The following is a 21,580-nucleotide window of genomic DNA, read 5'->3' as shown; positions in this document are numbered from 1 at the left end:
TTACCGCGTCTAACCGCCGCTGCCATCAACCCCGTGACATATGAGTGGAGACGAACCGTGGGCGAAAAGAGCGGAGCAGACATCCTGGTCGAGGCGCTGTGCGATCTCGGCGTGGAGGTCGTGTTCGGCTACCCCGGTGGGGCGGTCTTGCCGATCTACGACGCCATGTTTCGATCCGGGCGTCTGAAGCATATCCTCGTCCGCCACGAACAGGCGGCGACGCATGCGGCGGAGGGCTATGCCCGCTCGACCGGCAAGCCCGGCGTCGTGCTCGTCACCTCCGGCCCCGGCGCGACCAATGCGGTCACCGGCATCACCGACGCGCTGATGGATTCGATCCCGATGGTCGTCATCACCGGGCAGGTCCCGACCGCGCTGATCGGCACCGACGCATTTCAGGAAGCCGATACGGTCGGCATCACGCGCCACTGTTCCAAGCACAATTATCTGGTGAAGGACCCGGCGAAGCTGGGTGCGACGATCCACGAGGCGTTCCATATTGCCACGTCCGGCCGCCCCGGGCCTGTCGTCGTCGATATCCCCAAGGACGTGCAGGTCGCCACCGCGCGCTACGTCAAGCCCGGCCCGATCGTGCACAAGACCTATCGTCCGCAGGTCAAGGCGATCCAGTCGGAGATCGAGCAGGTCGTCGACATGCTCGCCGCGGCCGAACGCCCCATCCTGTACACCGGCGGCGGCATCATCAATGCCGGTCCCGCGGCGTCGCAATTGCTGCGCGAACTGGCGCGGATCACCGGTGCGCCGGTGACCTCGACGCTGATGGGCCTCGGCTGCTTCCCCGCCTCGTCCGACCAGTTCCTCGGCATGCTCGGCATGCACGGGACGTATGAGGCGAACATGGCGATGAACCAGGCCGATCTGGTGGTCGCGATTGGCAGCCGCTTCGACGACCGCGTCACCGGGCGCCTCGACGCATTCAGCCCGAACAGCCGCAAGGTCCATATCGATATCGACCGGTCGAGCGTGAACAAGAACGTCCGCGTCGATCTCGCGATCATCGCCGATGCGGGCCACGCGATGGAGGACATGGTCCGCATCTGGAAATCACGCCAGCATCCAAAGCCCGACACCCGCGAGTGGTGGAACCGGATCGCGGAATGGCGCGCCCGCAAAAGCCTCGACTTCCCCGAGGCGGGCGAGGCGATCATGCCGCAGCGCGCCGTCCGCGCGCTGTGGGAGGCGACCCGCGCCCGCGATCCGATTATCACGACCGAGGTCGGCCAGCACCAGATGTGGGCCGCGCAGCATTTCGGCTTCGAAAAGCCGAACAAGTGGCTGACCAGCGGCGGCCTCGGCACGATGGGCTATGGCCTGCCCGCCGCGATCGGTGCGCAGCTCGGCAATCCGAAGGCCCTGGTCATCGACATTGCCGGCGAAGCCAGCATCCAGATGAACATCCAGGAACTGGCGACCGCGACGCAATACCGGTTGCCGGTCAAGATCTTCATCCTCAACAACGAATACATGGGGATGGTCCGCCAGTGGCAGGAACTGACCTACGAAAGCCGCTACGCCGAAAGCTATTCGGACTCGCTGCCCGACTTCGTGAAGCTCGGCGAAGCCTATGGCTGGAAGGGTATCCGCATCGATACCCGCGGCGAACTGGACGACGGCATCCAGGCGATGCTCGATCATGATGGCCCGGCGATCGTCGACTGCCGCGTCGCCAAGCTGGCGAACTGCTTCCCGATGATCCCGAGCGGGGCGGCCCACACCGACATGATCCTCCAGGCCAACGAAGTGTCCGGCACGATGGACGACGAGGCCAAGGCGCTGGTTTGAACCAATCTGCTCCCCTCCCTGCATGGGAGGGGCTGGGGGTGGGTGGAGTGCTCGCGATACGGCGCAACGTCGCGCCCCGCTCTCCGTACACCGCCAGGACGCCACCCACCCCGACCCCTCCTGCAAGGGAGGGGAGCGAGAGACGAAAATGCACATCAAGACGGAAACCACCGAACGCCACACGCTGGCGGTCATCGTCGACAACGAACCGGGCATCCTCGCCCGGATCGCCGGCCTGTTCACCGCGCGCGGCTACAATATCGAAAGCCTGACCGTGTCGGAAATCACCGCCGACAAATCGGTCAGCCGGATCACCATCGTCACCAGCGCATCGCCGGCGACGATGGAACAGATCATGGCGCAGCTCGATCGCCTCGTGCCGGTGCACAAGGTCACCGATCTCACCGCGCAGGGCGCGCACGTCGAGCGCGAGCTGGCACTCATCAAGGTGCGCGGCACCGGCGATCACAGGATCGAGGCGCTGCGCCTCGCCGACGTCTATCGCGCCCGCGTGGTCGACGCGACGACCAGCAGCTTCGTGTTCGAGGTGACCGGGTCGATCGAAAAGATCGACAAGTTCGTCGAACTGATGGGCGAGGTCGGCCTGATCGAGGTCGCCCGTACCGGCATCGTCGCCATCAGCCGCGGCAAAGAGGCGGCTTAGCCCCATCACTGTCTTCGTCATCCCCGCGGAGGCGGGGATCCATAATCACTGACCGCAGCGGGTATGGATCCCCGCCTCCGCGGGGATGACAAAAGGGAATTTGAACCATGAAAGTCTATTACGATCGCGACGCCGATCTGAACCTCATCACCGACAAGAAGATCGCCATCGTCGGCTATGGTTCGCAGGGCCATGCCCATGCGCAGAACCTGCGCGACAGCGGCGTCAAGGACGTCGCGATCGCGCTGCGCGAAGGCTCGGCGACCGCGAAGAAGGCGATCGACGCCGGCTTCAAGGTGCTGTCGAACAAGGAAGCGGCGCAATGGGCGGACATCGTCATGATCCTCGCCCCCGACGAACATCAGGCGGCGATCTGGGACGCGGATCTCAAGGGTAACATGAAGCCCGGCGCGGCGCTCGCCTTCGCGCACGGCCTCAACGTGCACTTCGGCCTGATCGAGCCGCCGCAGGACATCGACGTCATCATGATCGCGCCCAAGGGCCCGGGCCACACCGTGCGCAGCGAATACGTTCGCGGCGGCGGCGTCCCCTGCCTGATCGCGATCCATCAGGATGCCAGCGGCAACGCGCATGACGTCGCGCTCGCTTATGCATCGGGCGTCGGCGGCGGCCGTTCTGGGATCATCGAAACGAACTTCCGCGAGGAATGCGAAACCGACCTGTTCGGCGAACAGGCCGTGCTCTGCGGCGGCATCACCCATCTGATCCAGGCGGGGTTCGAAACGCTGACCGAGGCGGGCTACGCGCCGGAAATGGCCTATTTCGAATGCCTGCATGAAACTAAGCTGATCGTCGACCTGCTGTACGAGGGCGGCATCGCCAACATGCGCTACTCGATCAGCAACACCGCGGAATATGGTGACATCGTCACCGGCCCGCGGATCATCACCGACGAGACCAAGGCCGAGATGAAGCGCGTGCTTGCCGACATCCAGTCCGGCCGTTTCGTCAAGAACTTCGTCCTCGACAACCGCGCCGGCCAGCCCGAGCTGAAGGCCAGCCGCAAGCAGGCCGCCGCGCATCCGATCGAAAAGGTCGGTACCGAGCTGCGCGCCATGATGCCCTGGATCGGCGCGAACAAGCTGGTCGACAAGGACAAGAACTAAACCGTCCGCGTGTCGCCTCCCCACGGGGGGCGACACCGCGCGCCCGATCCCGCCGGGCGCCTGCCCGTCCGGGCGCGTCCGGCCGCCGCCACGAACGCTCCGTTTCGGCATTGGCGCTTCCGCAAACCGCAAAGCCATGATTAAACCTCCGAAACAATCTACGGAGCTTCCATCATGCGTCTCATCCTCGCCGCCCTCATCGCCACCGCAACGATGCCGGCCGTCGCCCAGACCGGCCTGCCCGGCACCGCCAGCAAGGCGCCGATCACCGCCGGCACCTATAACGTTGATCCCGCCCATACGCAGGTGACTTGGACGCTCAACCACATGGGCTTCAGCATGCTGTCGGGCCAGTTCGGCGCGCAGGGCGGTACGCTCACCATCGATCCCGCCAAGCCTGCCGCTGCAAAGCTCGACGTCACCTTCGCGATCGACCAGCTTTCGGTCACCGCCGCGCCGTTCGCCAACCACCTGAAGACGAAGGACTTCTTCGACGCCGCCACCTACCCGACGGCGCGCTTCGTCTCGACCGGCGTCGTGGCCAGCGGCAACACCGCCAAAATCACCGGCAACCTGACGATCAAGGATCAGACCCGGCCGGTGACGATCGACGCCACCTTCGTCGGCGCTGGCACCAACCCGATGAGCAAGAAGGTGAACTTCGGTTTCCGCGGCACCACCACGATCAAGCGCAGCGATTTCGGCCTGGGCTATGCCACGCCCGTGGTCGCCGATGCGGTGAAGCTCGACATCAACGCCGCCTTTACCGCGCAATAACAATCCGGTCGGCGCGTGGCGGTCACGCCGCGCGCCGCACCCTGGCGAAGCTTTCGAACGTCGCGCGGACGGTCGCGTCCGCCCCTGCCACCAGCCGTTCGATCCGCTCCAGCGCCGCCGCATGGTCGTCGCCCGGCGCATGATAGGCCATCGCCCATTCGCCGAACTCGCGCGCGCCGATGGTCCGGTCCGACAGGATCACGAGGGCATGATGACGCGCATCCTGCTGGATCCGCGCGAAGGTCGCATCCACCTGCGCATCGTCGCCCTCCAGCGCCTGCAGGAAGCGCTTGCCATCGAAGAACAGCAGTCCGGTGATGCGCGCCCGCGCATTGTTGCGGCGCGATTGCGCGAGCACGGTCGCGGGATCAATCGTCGCATCGCGCTTGATACTGGAGATATAGACGAGCTGCCGCATCGTAAGTCGTTCCCAAAACATGTTAAAGGGGTCGAACGCCCATCCCTCCGTCGATACCCCGCGGTGGTTAACGGGTTGTCACCATTCCCCAACGGGACGACGTCGGCGTGGGTGGACAAGCGCGTCCCGCTCGGCCATGACCATCGCCAGCATGCACCGCAGCCAGAACCTTCTTCGACTTATCCGCCCTTAGGGCGGCGATTGCTCGTGCACGCTCCCCTAAGGGCAGGATAACGCTTCAGCGCCACCCCCGCCGCGTGCGACCCGATGGTCCGCGGCCAAGACGGGACCGACCCATGCTCCGCGATCCTTCGACCAAATACCGCCCCTTCCCCACCATCGATTTGCCCGACCGGCAATGGCCCTCGAACGTCATCACCCGCGCGCCACGCTGGCTGTCGACCGATCTGCGCGACGGTAACCAGGCGCTGATCGATCCGATGGATGCCGAAAAGAAGACCCGCTTCTTCGACCTGCTCGTCCGCACCGGGCTGAAGGAGATCGAAGTCGGCTTCCCATCCGCCGGCGCGACCGAATTCGATTTCATCAGCGGCCTGGTGAAGACCGGCCGCATCCCGGACGACGTCTTCGTCCAAGTGCTCACCCAGTCGCGCCGCGACCTGATCGAAACCACCTTCGCATCGCTGGACGGCGCGAAGCAGGGCATCGTCCACCTCTACAATGCCGTCTCGCCGGCATGGCGCAAGATCGTGTTCGGCATGACCCGCGACGAGGTGAAGCGCATCGCGGTGGAAGGCGCCAAGGTCCTGCGCGACGAGGCCGCCAGGCGCCCCGACACCGAATGGCATTTCGAATACAGCCCGGAAACCTTTTCCACCGCCGAACTCGATTTCTCGGTGGAAGTATGCGCCGCGGTGATGGACGTCCTGCGACCGACGCCGGACAAGCCGATCATCTTCAACCTGCCCGCCACGGTCGAATGCGCGACGCCCAACGTCTATGCCGACCAGATCGAATGGTTCGGCCGCAACATCCCCAACCGCGACAGCGTCGTCATCTCGCTGCACACCCATAACGACCGCGGCACCGGGGTCGCCGCCGCGGAACTCGGCCTGATGGCGGGCGCCGACCGGGTCGAGGGATGCTTGCTCGGCAATGGCGAACGGACCGGCAATTGCGATCTCGTGACGGTCGCGCTCAACATGTACACGCAAGGCGTGTCGCCGAACCTCGACCTGTCGGACATCGACGCGATCGTGAAGACCGTCGACTATTGCACGAACATCCCCGTCCATCCGCGCACGCCCTATGCGGGCGACCTGGTGTTCACCGCCTTTTCCGGCAGCCATCAGGATGCGATCAAGAAGGGCTTCGCCGCACAGGCGGCGCGCAACGATGCGCTGTGGGAGGTACCGTATCTCCCGATCGACCCGGCCGATCTCGGCCGCAGTTACGAAGCGGTGATCCGCGTCAATTCGCAGTCCGGCAAGGGCGGCGTCGCCTGGGTGATCGAACAGGACAAGGGCCTGAAGCTGCCCAAGCGCCTCCAGGCCGATTTCAGCCGCCACGTCCAGGCACTCGCCGACGAAACCAGCCGCGAACTCGGCGCCGCCGACATCTGGGGCCGGTTCGAAGCGACCTATCTGCCCCAGTCCGCCGACCGTTTCGTCCTGCGCGATTACGAGGAGACCGGCAGCGCCGGTGCCCGCCTGTTCGTCGGCCGGGTCGCGGTGGACGGCGTCGAACGCTCGATCTCGGGCCGCGGCAACGGCCTGATCTCGGGCGTCATCGCCGCGCTGGGCGAAACCGGTCCCGACCTCGACGTGGTCGATTACAGCGAACATGCGATCGGCCACGGCGCCGACGCGCAGGCCGCCGCCTATGTCGAATGCCGCACCGCGGACGGCCGCACGGTGTTCGGCGTCGGCCTCGACACCGACATCGCCACGGCGAGCGTGCGTGCGGTGCTGAGCGCGGCGAACCGGACGTGATGCCCGGGGGACGAGGGTAGCCGCCGGGGCTGCCCTCGTCCCCCCACCCAAGACGCCCGGTGCGCAATTCGCACGTCAGCAGAAGGGCTTTCGCTCCGGAACGCCCTTACGTGTAGGAAGACACCTCGATCAGATTGCCATCGGGGTCGCGGACATACACCGAGCAGATGGGGCCGCGAGCGCCCTTCTTCGTGACGGGCCCTGCCTCGATGTCCACGTCACAATTCCTGAAATGCGCCGCGACCGCATCTGGTGAAAGGCTGGTTAGAAAGCAGAGGTCTTGCCCCCCGGCGGACGGCGCCCGACCTGTGAACCAACGCTCCTGTGAGGCGTCGATCGGGCGCAGGTTGATCTTGTTTTGCCCGAAAGTCATGCTGGTGCGCGGCTCCCCCCGATCCGATCGGACATCGGTGCGGTTCATGCCGAGAACAGCTTCGTACCATCGCGCCGAGGTTTCGACGTCACGAACGTTGAAGACGATGTGATCGATAGCGTTGATGGTCAGCATGTGATCCTCTGCCGATGACGTCACCGCTGCCGCTTGTCGCCGGGGCGCGGCTTCCTACGTCCCGTGGCCGTCGAAAGGCAAAGCAGCAGTGACTGATGACGCAACCGTAACCGCCGTGGATCACATCGGTTTCGCCGTCTCCTCGTTAGGCGAATCTATCCTGTTCTGGACGGAGGCGCTCGGCTTCATGCTCCAACGGCAGTCGGAAATGGGCGGCGACTTTTTGTACCGGGTTACGGGTGTCGATGATCCGAACGTACGGACAGCGATCGTCAAATCTCCGGACGGGTTCGTCGTCGAACTGCTCGAATACTCCCGAGGGCGCCAGAATGGCGCCACGCCGGACAGTGCGGGTGCGATCGGCGCCGCGCATCTGGCGCTTGTGGTAAAGGATATCCATGCCGCTATCATCCGTGTCGAGGCCGCCGGATGGAAGGCTAAAGGAAGCCCGCAACCGATCCCGGCTGGCCCGCGACAGGGAACGCTGACCGCTTACGTCTCGGGACCCGACAACATCACGATAGAGTTCATGCAACCGCCAGTTCATCGGTGAACGACGAATCGGCTATCCCTCTTTGCACCGGGGAATATCGCCGCCTCACCATACAGCGAACATGCGATCGGTCACGGCGCCGACGCGCAGGCCGCCGCCTGTGTCGAATGCCGGACTGCGGACGGCCGCACGGTGTTCGGCATCAGCCTCGCCACCGACATCGCGACGGCGAGCGTGCGTGCGGGGCTGACGCGGTGAACCGGACGTGATGCCCGCGGGACGAGGGTAGCCGGAGCGATACGGGAATGCTTCCGTCTATGTAGAAAGGACGCGTTTACGCCTTCAGCCGTAATGTCCGTACATGATGCATGGCCCAACCGACCTGTGGAACGACGATAATGCCATTTACGACGATGGCGAATGGATCACGTGGGACGAGATTAACTCGCACCTCGAACGTCTTGAATTCGAAGCCTGCTTTCCCAATCTAGACGCCGATCTCGTACCGATTTTCAAATCCCTCCTCGCGGTTGCGATGGACTATCATGACCTGACGGGCAGTCACCTACAGGTCTATGGCGATCTCGGCGAGCTCTATGGCGCGATCACGCACGGGATCAAACTTCATCGCAATTATGCGCAGGGCTCCGATGGCAAGTTGGGGAATCATTTTGTAGAAGTGAAGACGATAACCCCGTTCAAAAATTCCGATCAGGTCACACTCAATCTCAAGCGTAATTTCAGCAAGGTCTTGATCGTGAAGATCGATGCCGGCTTTGAGGTGCGGAGCCAGTTGATTGATCGAAAGACCCTGCCCAAGGTAAAAGGCGACAAACTCACGCTGCGCTGGTCGGATATCCAACCGAAAGATTCGAAAGCGCCCTGAAACTGACATGAAGCGTGTCAGGTCGTTGGCGCCCACATCTCATTGACGCGTTTCGCCAGATACAGGCGTTTCAACCGCAATGCCCGTCACCGCATCGCCTGTCGCTGCCGCACGATCTCGCATCCGACGCTCGCGTCCGGATAGATGTCGGGCTTGACCGAACGTACCCGCACCACGCGTACACGAGGGTCGGCGAGGCAAAGGGCAGCGACCGCCTCGACCAGCGTTTCCTGCAGCGCAAAGCCCGGACCATCCGCCAGCGCATGCACGCCGGCACGCACGAAGTCGTAATCGAGCACCTCCTCGATCGCATCGGCGCTCGGCGGTATCGCATAGTCGACCGTCATCCACACCGACAGGCGCACGCGTTGCGGTGCCTCCTCATGGGGATGGATACCCAGCCGCATCGCAACCTCCAGCCCTTCCAGGATGGTCGTGAATTCAGCCATCGCGCCCCTCGAACATCACGTCCCCGTCTCGCCGGACGAACCGCTGCCCGCAATCGACGTACACGGTCTGGCCGGTGACGCTGCGGGCGCCAAGCAGGTATGCGACCGCCTCTGCGACATTCTCCGCGCCGACCGGACGGCGAAGCAGGTTGTCGGCGGCGACCCGGGCGAACTCCGCCTCGCTCTGATCGCCGCTCGGCAGTGTGATGCCGGGCGCGACGGCGTTCACGCGCACTTTCGGACCGAGCGCCTGCGCCAGCATCTCGGTCGCCCCGGCGAGTGCATATTTGCTCAGCGAATAACTGAAGAAATCCGGATTGGGATTGGCCAGCTTCTGGTCGAGCAGGTTGACGACCGCGCCATCGTCGATGTCGTCCTGCGCCGCCAGCGCCGCCGCCAGCATCGCTGGCGTGACGGCATTCACGATATGCAGCCTGGCGGCGAGCGCGCCGTCGATCGCCTCGGGCCGATCATACTCGAAACTCGAAGCGCTGTTGACCAGTGCCGCGATCGGCCCGCCGGCCGCCGCACGCGCCCGCGCGAACAGGGCGGTCGCGCCGGCGGCATCGGCCAGATCGCCCTGTATCGCCACCCCGTCCAGTGCCGCAGCGAGGGTCCGCGCCTCGTCCGCCGAACGGCCGTAATGAATGACGACGCGCCAGCCGTCGGCCGCCAGCGCGCGGGCGATCGACGCGCCCAGCCGCCTGGCGCCGCCGGTCACCAGCACGTGTCGGCGTGTGGACGGCGTCAACATCCCATCAAGGCCAGCACTTCCTTGCGGCTGCGCTCGTCGTCGCGGAACACGCCCATCATCCGGCTGGTGACCATGCCGACCCCCGGCGTGCGGACTCCGCGCGCGGTCATGCAGGCGTGGCTCGCCTCGATCACCACGGCGACGCCCTGGGGTTTCAGGTTGTCCCAGATGCAATCGGCGACCTCGGCCGTCAGCCGCTCCTGCACCTGCAACCGGCGTGCGAAGCCGTGCAATACGCGCGCCAGCTTGCTGATCCCGACGACATGATCCTTGGGCAGGTAGGCGATATGCGCCTTGCCGATGATCGGCGCCATGTGATGTTCGCAATGCGACTGGAAGGGGATGTCCTTCAACAGCACGATCTCGTCATAGCCGCCGACTTCCTCGAACACCCGCTCCAGATGGCGCGCAGGGTCGTCCTCGTAACCGGCGCAATATTCCTTCCAGGCCTTGGCGACGCGGCGCGGCGTGTCGACCAGCCCCTCGCGCATCGGATCATCGCCGGCCCAGCGGATCAGCGTGCGGATCGCATCCGTCACGTCCTGCGGCACTGCGGCCGGGGCCATTGGCTCGATCAGGTCGCCATCGTCGGGCGAGCCGTGCTGATCCGTCATCTATCTAACCCTTTCCGAACACTCATCGATGCGCATCCCACCCAACCATAGGTTCGATTCTGCAACTGGTCCAATGTCGTCGACTTCGCAAAACACCGCAATTTTCCGGCAGAAATCGATTGACGCGGGAAATTTCCGGTCGTTAATTTCGCCATACCTGAAACAGGAACTTTTCGTATCGTCGACATCAGATCGCGCGGACGGACAGGGAGAGGATGCCACCATGAAGAAGTTCGAACTGCTCGCGGCATCGGCGATCGTCATGCTGGCAGCGATTCCCGCCGCTGCGCAGACCGCCGATACCACGTCGTCCCAGACGACGGCACCCACCAACGGTCCCGGCCAGGAGGCGCCGTCGGCGACGGACAGCAACGTCGGCGACATCGTCATCACCGCACAGCGCCAGTCGCAGCGGTTGCAGGACGTGCCGATCGCGGTCAGCGCCTTTACCGCGCAGAATCTGGAAAAGCAGCAGATCGTCAATCCGATCGCGTTGCAGCAGACCCTGCCCAACGTCACCTTCACCAAGACCGGGTTCACCTCGTCCAGTTTCACCATCCGCGGTATCGGCGACCTGTGCGTCGGCGCGACGTGCGACCAGGCGACGGCGATCCACGTCAACGACATGCCGCTCACCAGCACCCGCCTGTTCGAAAGCGAATTCTTCGACCTGGAACGCGTCGAGGTTCTGCGCGGTCCGCAAGGGACCCTGTTCGGCCGCAACGCCACGTCTGGCGTGGTCAACTTCATCAGCGCCAAGCCGGATCTCAGCGGCGTCCATGCCGCCGGGGAATTCGAATATGGCAATTTCGATTCGAAGCGCGCGCGCGGCATGTTCAACCTGCCGATCGGCGACACGCTGGGCATCCGCGTCGCCGGCACGTACCTGAAACGCGACGGCTATACCTTCAACACCTATGACAACAGCCGCATCGACGGCCGCGACCTGTATTCGCTCCGCGGCACGCTGTCGTGGGAGCCGAACGCCGACACGCGCATCGACCTGATCGGTTACTATTTCCATGAAAAGGACAATCGCAGCCGTATCCAGAAGCAATTGTGCCACCGCGATCCCACCGGCGTGCTCGGCTGTCTGCCTGACACCAAGGGGTTCGAGACGACCAACGGCCTCTCGACGCTCGCCGCGGTCCTGACCTCGACCGAATTCTTCCGCGTCAACAACGCCGCGCTCGCGCCCTTCGCCCTGCAAAGCCTGTACGGCACCGATCCCTACGCGGGCGTGGTCAACCCGACCGACGTGCGTACCGTCCGCATCGACTACAACCCGACCTATTTCGCCGACGAAGAGCAATATACCGCCAAGATCTTCCATGATTTCGGTCCGGTCAGCTTCAACTTCACCGGCGGCTATGCGCGCAACTCGGTCGACAGCACGGTCGACTATAATCTGGCGGTCGAAGGCTCGCTGGCCACCAACGCTGGACTGGCCGCCCTCAACGCATTCGGGCGAACCGGTGGTGCGGCACCGTTCCTCAACGGGGTTCGCCAGACGCTGATCCCCAATGGTCCGGCCGGCGGCGTGTGCCAATCGGCGGCGGATCCGGCCAACGTCGGCGTCTATGGCGGCAACAGCATCGGGTGCTTCGGCCAGAGCCTGGATTTCGATCGATCGCGGATCCAGAATCGCCAGTTCTCGGCGGAAGCGCACATCGACAGCAGCTTCGATGGCCCCTTCAACTTCCTGCTCGGCGGCATCTATCTGGACAGCCTCAGCCGTAACAACGATTATTTCGTCAACGCCTTCGGTCTGGACTATGCCTCCGGCATCCTCGGCGCCGCCTCGTCCGCCGCGATCCCCGGTGTCGGCGGCAACGCATTTCTCGGGTCGCCCTTCTATCGAAACGACACCAAACGCTTCCGTTTGAAATCCTACGGCCTCTTCGGCGAAACTTACTTCACCCTCAACAACCGCACCAAATTAACGCTTGGCCTGCGCTACAATCACGATCAAAAGACCGTGCAGGCCCGCAACCTGACCCTGAACGTCCTGACTCCCTATGCTGCCGGCGGGATCGAGAACGGCCTGAATTACAGCGCGATCGATTTCGATCCGACTACCCCAGGCGTACAGGACTATGCCCGGCGCGCGGTGTCGTTCGGCCGCCTGACCGGCCGTGCGGTGTTCGATTACAAGATCGACGACGACAAGTTGCTCTACGCATCCTATTCGCGCGGTTACAAGTCGGGCGGCATCAATCCGCCGGTCGCCGCCAGCTTCTCGGTCCCGACGACGTTCGCGCCGGAAAAAGTGGATGCCTTCGAAATCGGATCGAAGAACACGTTCGGCAACGGCACATTGCGCCTCAACCTCACCGGGTTCTATTACAAGTACAAAGGGCTGCAACTGAGCCGCATCGTCGCGAGGACGGCGGTGAACGACAATGTCGATGCCAACATCTACGGCGTCGAGGCGGAGGCGGTAATTTCGCCCGTCGCGCGCTTCGTCGTCAACATGAACGCCAGCTACCTGAAGACGGAAATTACCGGCAACCGAGCCCTCATCAACCCGCGCCTGCCATCGGGCGGACGCAGCGATACCGTCATCATCAAGGATATCACCAACGCCTCTAACTGCGTCGTCGCGCCCACCACGGGCGGCAGCGCGGCGCTCGCGAACGGCTTCGTCTCCACCGTCAACACTGCGATCGGATTGCGCGGCCCGACTGCGATCGCGGGTACCGGCACGACGGGCGCCTACGGCATCTGCTCGGTGTTGCAGTCCAGCGCCGCGGCGGCCGCGCTGCCCCTGACCGTCACCGATGGCATACCGGTCGGCCTGGACGGCAACAAGCTGCCCCAGGCGCCGACCTACAAATGGGCGATCGGCGCGCAATACACCATCGACTTCGCCGACGGCTGGTCGGTCGTGCCGCGCGCCGACCTCAACTATACCGGTAATTTCTCGGCAAGCGTCTTCAACCTCAACATCGATCGCGTGCCGGGGTACGAAGTGGTCAATGCGCAGATCCAGGTCAACGCGCCCGACGACCGTTTCTACCTGCGCGCATTCGTCCAGAACCTGACGGACAATGACGCGATCACGGGTCAGGCGGTCGCCGACCAATCGTCCGGCCTCTACACCAACATCTTCACCATCGAACCGCGCCGTTATGGCGCGGCGGTCGGGTTCAAGTTCTGAGCCGATGCCGCCCCCGGCTGCAACCCTTTGCCAACCCCGTGCGATTCCGTCGTGCGGGGGTAGCAGGAGACGGACGATGGCAAACGTGAAGACCGGCGATGAAGTGACATGGAAAAGCCATGGTGGCACCGCCCACGGGACAGTCGAAAAGAAGCAGACGAGCGATACGACGATCAAGGGTCACACCGTGCGTGCGTCCAAGGACGACCCGCAATATATCGTAAAGAGTGACAACGGTGGAAAGGCGGCGCACAAGGCGAGCGCGCTCAAGAAGGCGTAACTCTCAGCGCACCCGGGCTGGACCGGGTGCAAACAGGAAGGAATGCGATGGCTACGACACCACCCAAGACCGGCGGCATCCACGCTCCCGTGCAGCCCTCGCCCGAACTCGGGGCGATCGTCGGCAACGAGAAGCTGCCACGTAGCCAGGTGATCAGCAAGGTGTGGGAATATATCAAGTCCAACGACCTGCAGAACCCTGAGAACAAGCGCGAGATTCTGGCAGACGACAAGCTGCAGAAGGTGTTCGGCAGGGACAAGGTGACCATGTTCGAGATGAATAAGTACATCTCGCAGCACGTGAAAGCCTGATCCGCCCCCCTTTCATCGGGAGCATCGCGCCGCAACCGGCCGTCGGTGCTCCCGAGTGGAAGACTGCATCGTATCGTTTGAACACAGCGTCTGACCGGACGCACGAATGTGCTGTCTGGCGGCCGCGCTGATGCGCCATCAGCGGGATCTCGACACAATGAACGGCAATGCGATGGCCGAAACGATGATCATCGCCACGCCGGCGGCGACATAGAGCCAGAAGCTGATAGGCCTGACGGTCATGCGAGGACGTCCGGTATCGTACGATGCGATACACACGAGTTGGAGACCCGATCGGACCGGATCCTCATCGATAGCGTCGATATCGGCAAAGCGCCGCATGTCATGGCGATCATCCCGTCAATGCCAGTCGATCGTAACAGCCAAATGTTGCGGCGATTTTGCAGTGGCACGGCGGGAACAGCGGGGGAAGCCCGGACCGCCGTGCTGCATTGGATATGGACCGCACGTCTCGGCTCGGCAAGTTGCAATATTGCCGTAATGTTAACCGGTTGTGCCGCAACGGGACCGCGCACTCGCACGAGATCATAGATCCGAGCACGCCACCCCCGCCATCCGCCGATCGCGGGTCGGTGGGTAGATGCGCGTGCCGATACACGGAACGAATGATCCCGCGACGGCGCGAAGAGCGATGTTCACGCGGAGGCGCGGAGCGATTGCGCCTCGCCAACGGGAGCGGCCGTTTCACTTCGATCTTAAGGGGAGCGATAGCCTGCGACGCCACATACCCGCCTCCGCGTGCATTCACTCTTCTTTCATTGCTCCACGGCTCAGCGCGATCTGCTGTTGAGCCGCCTCAGCCAATTATCGGAATTGCGCCGTAGCCAAGAAGCGTTCGGCGTCGAGCGACGGCTATTCAGCCAATGCCGGCCGTCGTCACCACCTAGCGATAGACTTGGTCGGCGCCGTCGCCGCAGGCGAACGCCTTGGCACTACCTTCACGCTCGAGCCCGTCTCCAGCGCGATAACACTGTCGTCGTCCAATCGCGCGGTGCGCCCGCAGTGCGTATCCGCCAGCGGCAGCACAACCAGACAACGACGCACCCGGTGCGTGCGTCTCAATGGTGACCCCGGCGCGATTCGAACGCGCGACCTACAGATTAGGAATCTGGCGCTCTATCCTGCTGAGCTACGGGGCCATCGGCGTCATGATACCGGCGGCTGCTGAGCGGGTCTAGCCACGTCGCGCGCGCCCTAGTTGATCTTTTCCGGCGGCACGACCGGCAGCGGCAACGGTGCGACGGCTACTCCATCGTCGACCAGCGACTTGACGTCGGCAAGGCTCGCGAGCCCGTGGATCGGCTTATGATCTTCCTCGCCCTGATGCATCGCGCGTGCGCGGGTGGCGAAGGTGTCGCCGACCCATTGCGATCCAGCCAGCGCCTTGGTCTGCGCCGCAGCCAGTTGCTGCAGCGCGTGCTTGACGAGCGCCGGCAACGGGGTTTCGCCGCGCCGGTTGCCCTTGGCGGCAATGCTAGGCGCCATCACCGCCTTCGCAACCGCGGTGTCGCCGCAGAACGGACAGGGCACCTGCCCCGCCCCGACCTGATCGGCATAGGCGGTGCTGGAGGCGAACCATGCTTCGAACACATGGCCCGCCCTACAGCGCAGGTCGAACAGGATCATGACCGGGTAATCGGCGGAATAAGACGACGATGCGCCAGGACCGGGATGCGGCCACGTACGGCGGCGACCTGCACCGCATCGATCTCTGCGAAGCCGAGCCCGCGCGCCTCGCCCATGTCGAGCAGCACAGCACCCCATGGGTCGACGACCAGCGAATGACCGTAGGTGCTCCGACCATCCTCATGCGCGCTGGTCTGTGCGGCTGCGACTACGTAGGAGTTGTTTTCGATTGCCCGTGCCCGCACCAGCGTATGCCAGTGCGCCGCCCCGGTTGGACGGGTAAAAGCGGCAGGGATGGCCAGCAGGTCTGCCCCCGCCTCGGCCAGTGCCGCGTAGAGCGCCGGAAAGCGCAGGTCGTAGCAGATCGACAGGCCGAGCGGGCCAGCGGGCGTATCCGCCACCACCGCATGATCGCCGGGAGCATAGGCGGCGGATTCGCGCCAGCTTTCCCCGTTGGGCAGGTCGACGTCGAACAGGTGCAGCTTGTCGTAGCGCGCCCGGATCGCGCCTGCGGCGTCGATGACGAACCCGCGATTGGCCAGCCGCCCGTCGTCGCGCCGCACCGCCAGGGAGCCGAGGTGTACCCAGATTCCCGCCGACGCCGCCGCATCGCGCACCGCCGCCAGCACCGGATCGTCGGCCTCCGCGTGGATCGACGTCGCCGCGCGTGCGCGATCGCGGTCGATCAGGCCCGCCATCTCCGGCGCGAACAGCATGCCTGCCCCGTTGGCGGCCGCCGCGGCGATGCCATGCCGCAGGTCGGCGGCATTGACGGCGGGATCGATCCCGCTCGTCATCTGGAGCAGTGCGATCCTCATGCCGGCGTCACGCCGCGAGCAGCGGGTCGAGTCCCCCACGGGCATCCAGCGCGGCGAGGTCGTCGGAACCACCGATATGCCGGCCGTCGATGAAGACCTGCGGCACGGTCGTGCGGCCGTCGGCGCGCTGGATCATCTCCTGCCGCCGGGGCCCGCCCATCGTGATGTCATGTTCCTGCGGCGTCACGCCCTTGGCGGTCAGCAGCCGCATCGCGCGCGTGCAATAAGGGCAGAATGCCTTAGTGTAGATTTCGACGTTTGCCATGGAGACGAGGTGTGGTGTGCAGGGTGTCTTGTCAATCGGCGTAGTCCGGCCGATCGTCGTCGTCGATCACCCGCGCCCAGCACAGGATGGTGACCGATGCCGCCCCCGCCGCCAGCAGCGTCCGGGTACAGGCGGTGGCCGTCGCGCCGCTGGTGAAGACGTCGTCCACCAGCCCGACCGCTTTGCCCCGCACCCGCTGCCGGTCGACGACGGCAAATGCGCCCGCCACCGCCTTGCGGCGATCACCCCGGCCCATTCCCTTCAGCGCGACGGTCTGACGACGCCGGATCAGTACGAACGGATCGTGGACGACGCCGCTGCGCCGGTGCAGCGCCGCGGCGATCAGCGCCGCCTGATTGTAGCCGCGCGACCACAGCCGCCACCGGTGCAGCGGCACCGGGACCAGCAGGTCGAGCCCACCGGGCACGCCCGGCATCATCCGCTCCGCCATCGTGGCCGCAATGCCGATACGGCGGCCGTATTTCAGTTTCAGCGCCAACTGGCGCGCGACGGGACCGTAAGCGACGGCGGCCCGCACCCCCTGATGACGCGGCGGATCGGCAAGGCACTGCCCGCAGCGCGCGCCGTCGCCGCGGTCGAATGCGAAGGGCCGGTTGCATCCGGCGCACCACGGCGGGGCGAGCAGTCGCAATCCGCTCCAGCACGCAGCGCAGAAACGGTGATCGGCGGCCACCGGCGTGGCGCAGCCGGGGCAGCGCGGCGGCAACGCCCAGGCGACGACATTGCCGACAACGCCGGTGGTGGCGCGGGCCACGGCCCGTCCCGCATCGATCGTCGTTCGTCGGATCACGCCGCCCCCATCCTCATGCCCGCTTGTCGCGTACGGTCGCAGCAGGCACAAGCCGTCCCGTGAACGCTCTTCCGACACCGACCGACATCTTCGACCGGGCGACCCGCCGCCTGCGCCGCGATCGCGCCGCCGCCGCCGGCTATCCCGCCCACGCCTTCCTGCGCGACGTCATGGTCGAAGGCCTGCTGGAACGGCTCGACGCGGTGAAGCGCGGGTTCGACGACGTGCTCGATATCGGTACGCCCGATGCCGCCATCACCGTGCCCGGCGCGCGGATTGCGCGGATCGATCCGGGCTATCGCTTCGCCCGCTCCGTCGACGGCGTTCAGGGCGACGAGGATCGGCTACCGTTCGCCGATGCCAGCTTCGATGGCGTGCTGAGCGCCGGCGTCCTCGATCAGGTCAACGACCTGCCGGGTGCGCTGACGCTGATCCGGCGCGTGTTACGGCCGGACGGCGTGTTTCTGGGCGCCTTCCTGGGCGGTGGCAGTCTGCCGGCGTTGCGGGCCGCGCTGCGCATCGCGGAGGGCGATCGCCCCGCCGCGCGATTGCATCCCCAGATCGACGTGCGGTCCGCCGGCGACCTCCTCATGCGCGCCGGCTTCGCCCTGCCGGTCGCCGATGTCGAGACGTTCGATGTGCGCTACGCGCATCTCGGCCGGCTGCTGGACGATCTGCGCGGGATGGCGGCGAGCAACATCCTCGTCGGGCGATCCGGCATGAGCCGCGGAACGCTGGCTCGTACCGCCGCCGCCTTTGCGGACGCGGCCGGACCCGATGGGCGTACCACCGAACGATTCTCGATCGTGTTCGTGACCGGCTGGGCACCCGATAGTTCCCAGCCCAAGCCCGCCCGCCGTGGCAGCGCCACCGCCTCGCTCGCAGCTGCGTTGCAAGTGCCGCCGCCGCAATAGAGCCGGCGACGTTGCGGATCAGACGATCATGCCGTCCTGCGCGTCGCGCGCCAGGATGCGTCCCATCGCCTCGAACAGGGCGTCCATCGCCACGGGCTTGAACAACACCTCGTCCGCCCCCGCCGCGATGCACCGTTCGCGCAGGTCCAGCGCCGTGTCGGCGGTGATGACGATGATCGGAACCGTCGCCTTAGCATCGTTTCGCGCCCTGATGTGTTCGATCGCGGTGATACCGTCCATGCCCGGCATGCGCAGGTCGATCAGCAGCATGTCGAACGTCTGCGCATCCAGGGCGGCCAGGCCCTCTTCCGCGCTTTCCGCCTCCATCATGCTCGCACCGGCGACGTCGAGCATGTCCCGAACGACGCGCCGGTTCATCCGGTCGTCTTCGATAAACAGGACGTTCATCGTCCAGACAGCTGCATGAAGGGCAATCGCGTCGGAAGCATGGTCTTGCGTCTACGCTTCATGCCGCCCGCGACACAAGGGCGAGATCATCTGGCGGATACACCGATGCGACGAGTGAAGCCCCGCTGACCGGCTTGATAACATTCGTAAAACAGGGCTTCATTGCGATACCGTCACGATCGGGGTCGCTGTCGGCGGGCCACAGGACGACGATCCGCGCGGCCCCCGCCGCCTGCACCAGCCTGTTTGCCGCGGTCGCGACATCGCCGGTGGCGGACAGCACGGCGGCATCGACCAGCAGCCGTTCGACACCGCCACGCTCCAGGATCGGCAACGCCTCGTCCAGCGACGCCGCCACTGCGACCTCCCCCGCATGCGGCAGGAGCAGCGTTTTCAGCATGCTGCGCGTGATCGGACTGCGCTCCACGATCAGCAGGCCGGGCGCCGCGCCCGCGCCCGCGCCCGCTCCCGCGGCGTCGATGGAGGGCGCGCGCACCAGCGGCAGGTCGACGGTGAAGCGCGATCCCGCGCCGGGCGTGCTCGCCACGGTCACGTCGCCGCCCATCGCACGGGCGAGGTTGCGACAGATCGACAGCCCCAGGCCGGTACCGCCGAACTGGCGTGTCGTACTGGTGTCGGCCTGGCGGAACGATTCGAAAATCTCGTCGCACTTGTCGGGTGCGATGCCGACGCCTGTGTCCTCGATCATGATTTGCAGCCGGTCGTCGCCGGCCGTTGCCACGCGCAACGATACGCCGCCGGTGGCCGTGAATTTCAGCGCGTTCGACATCAGGTTGAAGACGATCTGGCGCAGGCGGACTGCATCGCCGACGATCATGCCCGGACATGTCGCCAGGTCCCGCGTGAAGGTCAGGCCCTTGGCGCGCGCCTGATCGTCCCACAGGCGTGTCGAATCGCGCAGCATCGCATCGAGGTCGAACGGCGCCGCCTCGATCACCAGATTGCCGGTTTCCATCTTGGCGACGTCGAGGATGTCGTCCACCAGCGCGCGCATCGTGATGCCAGCGCTGTGCACGACGGTAAGCCGGTCGCGCGTCGCCCCCGCAACGCCGCGGTCGGCGAGCATCACCTGCGTCATGCCCAGGATACCGTTGAGCGGCGTGCGGATTTCGTGGCTGGTGGTTGCGAGGAATTCGGTCTTGGCGGCCAGCGCCTTGCCCAGCGCGGTGTTGGTGACCGCAAGGTCGGCGTTGGCGGCGCGAACCTTGTTGCGGCTGCGACGCAGGGCGACGATGCCGAAGGCCAGCAATGCCACGATCAGCGCCGCCGCCGCCGCGACGCCCAGGAAGATGTTGCGCTGTGTGCGGGTACGCGCCTGTTCGAACGCCACGTTCCGGCGCGCTTCGTCGCGTTGCAGGTTGGCGATCTTCAATTCCTGATTGGCGAAATCGAAGCGGGCGGCCATCAGCGCCGCGCCCGTCGACCGCGCCAGCGTCGTCGCCTCGTCGTCCAGTCGCTTCAGCGTCACCAGGTGCTGCAACGCCAGGTCGTGCGCGCCGGTGCGACTATAGATCATATAGGCCGTGCGATGCGCCTCGCGATCGTTGAGCGTGGACTTGGCGAAATCCTCGCCCGCAAATCGCTGGTCGATCAGCTGCGTCGCCGCGGGCAGGTCGCCGCGCTGGAATGCCGCCTGCGCCGCCAGTGCGACCAGCATGTGCCGATATTCGACCGCCTCGCCGCCGCTCGACAGGCGCAGGCCCTCGTCGATCGCGCGCTGCGCCCCGGCCACATCGTGATCCAGCAACCGCGCTTCGGCGATGTTGCCCAGCACCAGCACGCGCAGCATCGGGCTACCGATCGTCTCCGTCAGCGCCAGCGCCTGGCGAAACTGCGCTTCGGCCTCGTGGAAACGATCCAGGCCATTCAACGCGTTGCCCCGATTGTTGTACAGGGTCAGCGCGAGCATCGGATCGGATTTGTATACCGACAGCGCCTGATCGAAATAGCGCAACGCGTTCGTGTTGTCGTTCGCGTCGACATAGAGCGAACCGATCGCCTGCAACGCCTTTGCCTGGCTGCGCGTCTCGCCGAGTGCCTGGAATATCGCGTGGGCGCGCTGATAATCGCCCAGTGCCGCAGCGACCCGGGCCTGGACCGTATTGATCCATCCCCTGGACAGCAGCGCATCGCCGTTCAGCTTCGATCCCGGCGCCTGCGATGCCGCGACCCGCACGGCGCCGTCGATCAGCGGTTTCGCATTCCGCGCGTCGCCCAGCCGCATCAACGCCTCGCCGTGCAGCCACATCGCGGTCGCCCCCATCAGCGATCGCGCCGTCGACGGCGGTTGCCTGGCGGCGAACGCCTCCGCCTCGCGCGCCTTGTCCACGGAGCGGTGCGGATCGACCAGCATGGTCGCCTTCGCATCCGCGACCAGCGCGTCGAAACGGTCCGGGCCGACGCCCTGTGCCACGGCCGGCACCGCCAGCGATGCGGCGGCGAACGCCAGCATCGGCATCGTCATGCGGGTCGCCATGGGTCTGCGCCCCGTCACCGGCGC

At 65.3% G+C, this 21,580-nt stretch carries 23 protein-coding genes, 1 tRNA gene and 1 pseudogene; 12 read left to right on the top strand and 13 right to left on the bottom strand.

The window, feature by feature from the left end; all coding sequences use genetic code 11:
- Positions 1-57: 57 nt before the first annotated feature.
- The 4 genes from GTH33_RS09470 to GTH33_RS09455 all read left to right on the top strand — a co-directional run bounded on the left by GTH33_RS09470 (position 58) and on the right by GTH33_RS09455 (position 4,371).
- Positions 58-1,803, top strand: a complete 1,746-nt coding sequence (locus GTH33_RS09470) for an acetolactate synthase 3 large subunit (RefSeq protein WP_163958191.1) — start codon at positions 58-60, stop codon at positions 1,801-1,803.
- A gap of 148 nt (positions 1,804-1,951) precedes the next feature.
- Entirely contained in the window at positions 1,952-2,467 is a 516-nt protein-coding gene (gene ilvN / locus GTH33_RS09465) for an acetolactate synthase small subunit (protein ID WP_163958190.1), read from the top strand.
- Positions 2,468-2,574: 107 nt separating this feature from the next.
- Positions 2,575-3,594 (top strand): ketol-acid reductoisomerase, encoded by a 1,020-nt coding sequence (gene ilvC / locus GTH33_RS09460; protein ID WP_163958189.1) that lies wholly within the window; start codon positions 2,575-2,577, stop codon positions 3,592-3,594.
- Positions 3,595-3,768: 174 nt separating this feature from the next.
- Entirely contained in the window at positions 3,769-4,371 is a 603-nt protein-coding gene (locus tag GTH33_RS09455) for a YceI family protein (protein ID WP_163958188.1), read from the top strand.
- Positions 4,372-4,393: 22 nt separating this feature from the next.
- Here the strand turns inward: GTH33_RS09455 and GTH33_RS09450 are convergent, their stop codons facing one another.
- Complete coding sequence (locus GTH33_RS09450; RefSeq protein ID WP_163958187.1) at positions 4,394-4,789, bottom strand: BLUF domain-containing protein; 396 nt, start codon at positions 4,787-4,789, stop codon at positions 4,394-4,396.
- Positions 4,790-5,085: 296 nt separating this feature from the next.
- Here GTH33_RS09450 and leuA point away from each other — a divergent pair, with 296 nt between their 5' ends.
- Complete coding sequence (gene leuA, locus GTH33_RS09445; RefSeq protein WP_163958186.1) at positions 5,086-6,741, top strand: 2-isopropylmalate synthase; 1,656 nt, start codon at positions 5,086-5,088, stop codon at positions 6,739-6,741.
- Between the two features lie 106 nt (positions 6,742-6,847).
- On the opposite strand, the gene GTH33_RS09440 is transcribed toward leuA, so the two are convergent.
- On the bottom strand, positions 6,848-7,249 hold the full coding sequence (locus GTH33_RS09440) for a VOC family protein (RefSeq protein ID WP_163958185.1): 402 nt from the start codon (positions 7,247-7,249) through the stop codon (positions 6,848-6,850).
- An 88-nt stretch (positions 7,250-7,337) separates the two neighbouring features.
- On the opposite strand from GTH33_RS09440, the gene GTH33_RS09435 reads away from it, so the two are divergent.
- From GTH33_RS09435 to GTH33_RS09425, 3 genes and pseudogenes are all read left to right on the top strand, one after another.
- Positions 7,338-7,802: a VOC family protein gene (locus tag GTH33_RS09435; RefSeq protein WP_163958184.1), complete on the top strand. Its 465-nt coding sequence runs from the start codon at positions 7,338-7,340 to the stop codon at positions 7,800-7,802.
- Between the two features lie 51 nt (positions 7,803-7,853).
- A pseudogene (locus GTH33_RS09430) lies at positions 7,854-8,000 on the top strand (alpha-isopropylmalate synthase regulatory domain-containing protein); the annotation flags it as partial.
- Between the two features lie 103 nt (positions 8,001-8,103).
- Entirely contained in the window at positions 8,104-8,628 is a 525-nt protein-coding gene (locus GTH33_RS09425) for a hypothetical protein (protein ID WP_243848280.1), read from the top strand.
- Between the two features lie 86 nt (positions 8,629-8,714).
- On the opposite strand, the gene GTH33_RS09420 is transcribed toward GTH33_RS09425, so the two are convergent.
- The 3 genes from GTH33_RS09420 to folE are packed head-to-tail and all read right to left on the bottom strand — an operon-like array spanning position 8,715 to position 10,445.
- The gene (locus tag GTH33_RS09420; protein WP_163958183.1) at positions 8,715-9,077 is read right to left on the bottom strand and encodes a dihydroneopterin aldolase; all 363 of its coding nucleotides are present in this window, start codon (positions 9,075-9,077) and stop codon (positions 8,715-8,717) included.
- Positions 9,070-9,831, bottom strand: coding sequence for an SDR family oxidoreductase (locus tag GTH33_RS09415; protein WP_163958182.1), 762 nt, complete (start codon positions 9,829-9,831; stop codon positions 9,070-9,072). The genes GTH33_RS09420 and GTH33_RS09415 overlap by 8 nt, the downstream gene beginning before the upstream one ends.
- Positions 9,825-10,445: a GTP cyclohydrolase I FolE gene (gene folE / locus GTH33_RS09410; RefSeq protein ID WP_163958181.1), complete on the bottom strand. Its 621-nt coding sequence runs from the start codon at positions 10,443-10,445 to the stop codon at positions 9,825-9,827. Before folE ends, GTH33_RS09415 begins: the two co-directional genes overlap by 7 nt.
- A 223-nt stretch (positions 10,446-10,668) precedes the next feature.
- On the opposite strand from folE, the gene GTH33_RS09405 reads away from it, so the two are divergent.
- From GTH33_RS09405 to GTH33_RS09395, 3 genes are all read left to right on the top strand, one after another.
- Positions 10,669-13,605 (top strand): TonB-dependent receptor, encoded by a 2,937-nt coding sequence (locus GTH33_RS09405; RefSeq protein WP_163958180.1) that lies wholly within the window; start codon positions 10,669-10,671, stop codon positions 13,603-13,605.
- A gap of 76 nt (positions 13,606-13,681) precedes the next feature.
- A complete protein-coding gene (locus tag GTH33_RS09400) occupies positions 13,682-13,885 on the top strand; it encodes a hypervirulence associated TUDOR domain-containing protein (protein ID WP_163958179.1) in 204 nt (67 codons plus the stop codon).
- 47 nt (positions 13,886-13,932) lie between these two features.
- A complete protein-coding gene (locus GTH33_RS09395; protein WP_163958178.1) occupies positions 13,933-14,196 on the top strand; it encodes an SWIB/MDM2 domain-containing protein in 264 nt (87 codons plus the stop codon).
- Between the two features lie 138 nt (positions 14,197-14,334).
- On the opposite strand, the gene GTH33_RS09390 is transcribed toward GTH33_RS09395, so the two are convergent.
- The 6 genes from GTH33_RS09390 to GTH33_RS09365 form a co-directional block, all read right to left on the bottom strand.
- Positions 14,335-14,538, bottom strand: a complete 204-nt coding sequence (locus GTH33_RS09390; RefSeq protein ID WP_163956798.1) for a hypothetical protein — start codon at positions 14,536-14,538, stop codon at positions 14,335-14,337.
- Between the two features lie 741 nt (positions 14,539-15,279).
- Positions 15,280-15,356, bottom strand: a tRNA-Arg gene (locus GTH33_RS09385).
- 55 nt (positions 15,357-15,411) lie between these two features.
- On the bottom strand, positions 15,412-15,843 hold the full coding sequence (locus GTH33_RS09380; protein ID WP_163958177.1) for a DUF1178 family protein: 432 nt from the start codon (positions 15,841-15,843) through the stop codon (positions 15,412-15,414).
- The gene (locus GTH33_RS09375) at positions 15,840-16,661 is read right to left on the bottom strand and encodes a carbon-nitrogen hydrolase family protein (RefSeq protein WP_163958176.1); all 822 of its coding nucleotides are present in this window, start codon (positions 16,659-16,661) and stop codon (positions 15,840-15,842) included. Before GTH33_RS09375 ends, GTH33_RS09380 begins: the two co-directional genes overlap by 4 nt.
- 7 nt (positions 16,662-16,668) lie before the next feature.
- Positions 16,669-16,926 (bottom strand): glutaredoxin 3, encoded by a 258-nt coding sequence (gene grxC, locus GTH33_RS09370; protein ID WP_163958175.1) that lies wholly within the window; start codon positions 16,924-16,926, stop codon positions 16,669-16,671.
- Between the two features lie 31 nt (positions 16,927-16,957).
- On the bottom strand, positions 16,958-17,737 hold the full coding sequence (locus GTH33_RS09365; protein WP_420853539.1) for a ComF family protein: 780 nt from the start codon (positions 17,735-17,737) through the stop codon (positions 16,958-16,960).
- A gap of 59 nt (positions 17,738-17,796) precedes the next feature.
- Between GTH33_RS09365 and GTH33_RS09360 the strand changes: the two genes are divergently transcribed.
- The gene (locus tag GTH33_RS09360; RefSeq protein ID WP_249055062.1) at positions 17,797-18,651 is read left to right on the top strand and encodes a class I SAM-dependent methyltransferase; all 855 of its coding nucleotides are present in this window, start codon (positions 17,797-17,799) and stop codon (positions 18,649-18,651) included.
- Positions 18,652-18,669: 18 nt separating this feature from the next.
- On the opposite strand, the gene GTH33_RS09355 is transcribed toward GTH33_RS09360, so the two are convergent.
- A complete protein-coding gene (locus GTH33_RS09355; protein ID WP_163958173.1) occupies positions 18,670-19,059 on the bottom strand; it encodes a response regulator in 390 nt (129 codons plus the stop codon).
- Positions 19,060-19,117: 58 nt separating this feature from the next.
- A complete protein-coding gene (locus tag GTH33_RS09350; RefSeq protein ID WP_166753118.1) occupies positions 19,118-21,556 on the bottom strand; it encodes an ATP-binding protein in 2,439 nt (812 codons plus the stop codon).
- Between the last annotated feature and the right edge of the window lie 24 nt (positions 21,557-21,580).

The sequence above is a fragment of the Sphingomonas insulae genome, assembly GCF_010450875.1.
GTDB classification, from domain to species: domain Bacteria; phylum Pseudomonadota; class Alphaproteobacteria; order Sphingomonadales; family Sphingomonadaceae; genus Sphingomonas; species Sphingomonas insulae.
The sequence above is the reverse complement of the archived record's forward strand: the minus strand, read 5'-3'. Positions and strand labels throughout refer to the sequence as shown.

Bases quoted from the DNA above. Each gene is read 5' to 3' on its own strand.
- folE (WP_163958181.1), bottom strand. From the start codon at position 10,445: ATGACGGATCAGCACGGCTCGCCCGACGATGGCGACCTGATCGAGCCA.
- GTH33_RS09390 (WP_163956798.1), bottom strand. From the start codon at position 14,538: ATGCGGCGCTTTGCCGATATCGACGCTATCGATGAGGATCCGGTCCGA.
- GTH33_RS09455 (WP_163958188.1), top strand. From the start codon at position 3,769: ATGCGTCTCATCCTCGCCGCCCTCATCGCCACCGCAACGATGCCGGCC.
- GTH33_RS09415 (WP_163958182.1), bottom strand. From the start codon at position 9,831: ATGTTGACGCCGTCCACACGCCGACACGTGCTGGTGACCGGCGGCGCC.
- GTH33_RS09425 (WP_243848280.1), top strand. From the start codon at position 8,104: ATGATGCATGGCCCAACCGACCTGTGGAACGACGATAATGCCATTTAC.
- GTH33_RS09420 (WP_163958183.1), bottom strand. From the start codon at position 9,077: ATGGCTGAATTCACGACCATCCTGGAAGGGCTGGAGGTTGCGATGCGG.
- GTH33_RS09440 (WP_163958185.1), bottom strand. From the start codon at position 7,249: ATGCTGACCATCAACGCTATCGATCACATCGTCTTCAACGTTCGTGAC.
- grxC (WP_163958175.1), bottom strand. From the start codon at position 16,926: ATGGCAAACGTCGAAATCTACACTAAGGCATTCTGCCCTTATTGCACG.
- ilvN (WP_163958190.1), top strand. From the start codon at position 1,952: ATGCACATCAAGACGGAAACCACCGAACGCCACACGCTGGCGGTCATC.
- GTH33_RS09380 (WP_163958177.1), bottom strand. From the start codon at position 15,843: ATGATCCTGTTCGACCTGCGCTGTAGGGCGGGCCATGTGTTCGAAGCA.
- leuA (WP_163958186.1), top strand. From the start codon at position 5,086: ATGCTCCGCGATCCTTCGACCAAATACCGCCCCTTCCCCACCATCGAT.
- ilvC (WP_163958189.1), top strand. From the start codon at position 2,575: ATGAAAGTCTATTACGATCGCGACGCCGATCTGAACCTCATCACCGAC.
- GTH33_RS09450 (WP_163958187.1), bottom strand. From the start codon at position 4,789: ATGCGGCAGCTCGTCTATATCTCCAGTATCAAGCGCGATGCGACGATT.
- GTH33_RS09395 (WP_163958178.1), top strand. From the start codon at position 13,933: ATGGCTACGACACCACCCAAGACCGGCGGCATCCACGCTCCCGTGCAG.
- GTH33_RS09400 (WP_163958179.1), top strand. From the start codon at position 13,682: ATGGCAAACGTGAAGACCGGCGATGAAGTGACATGGAAAAGCCATGGT.
- GTH33_RS09375 (WP_163958176.1), bottom strand. From the start codon at position 16,661: ATGAGGATCGCACTGCTCCAGATGACGAGCGGGATCGATCCCGCCGTC.
- GTH33_RS09405 (WP_163958180.1), top strand. From the start codon at position 10,669: ATGAAGAAGTTCGAACTGCTCGCGGCATCGGCGATCGTCATGCTGGCA.
- GTH33_RS09355 (WP_163958173.1), bottom strand. From the start codon at position 19,059: ATGAACGTCCTGTTTATCGAAGACGACCGGATGAACCGGCGCGTCGTT.
- GTH33_RS09350 (WP_166753118.1), bottom strand. From the start codon at position 21,556: ATGGCGACCCGCATGACGATGCCGATGCTGGCGTTCGCCGCCGCATCG.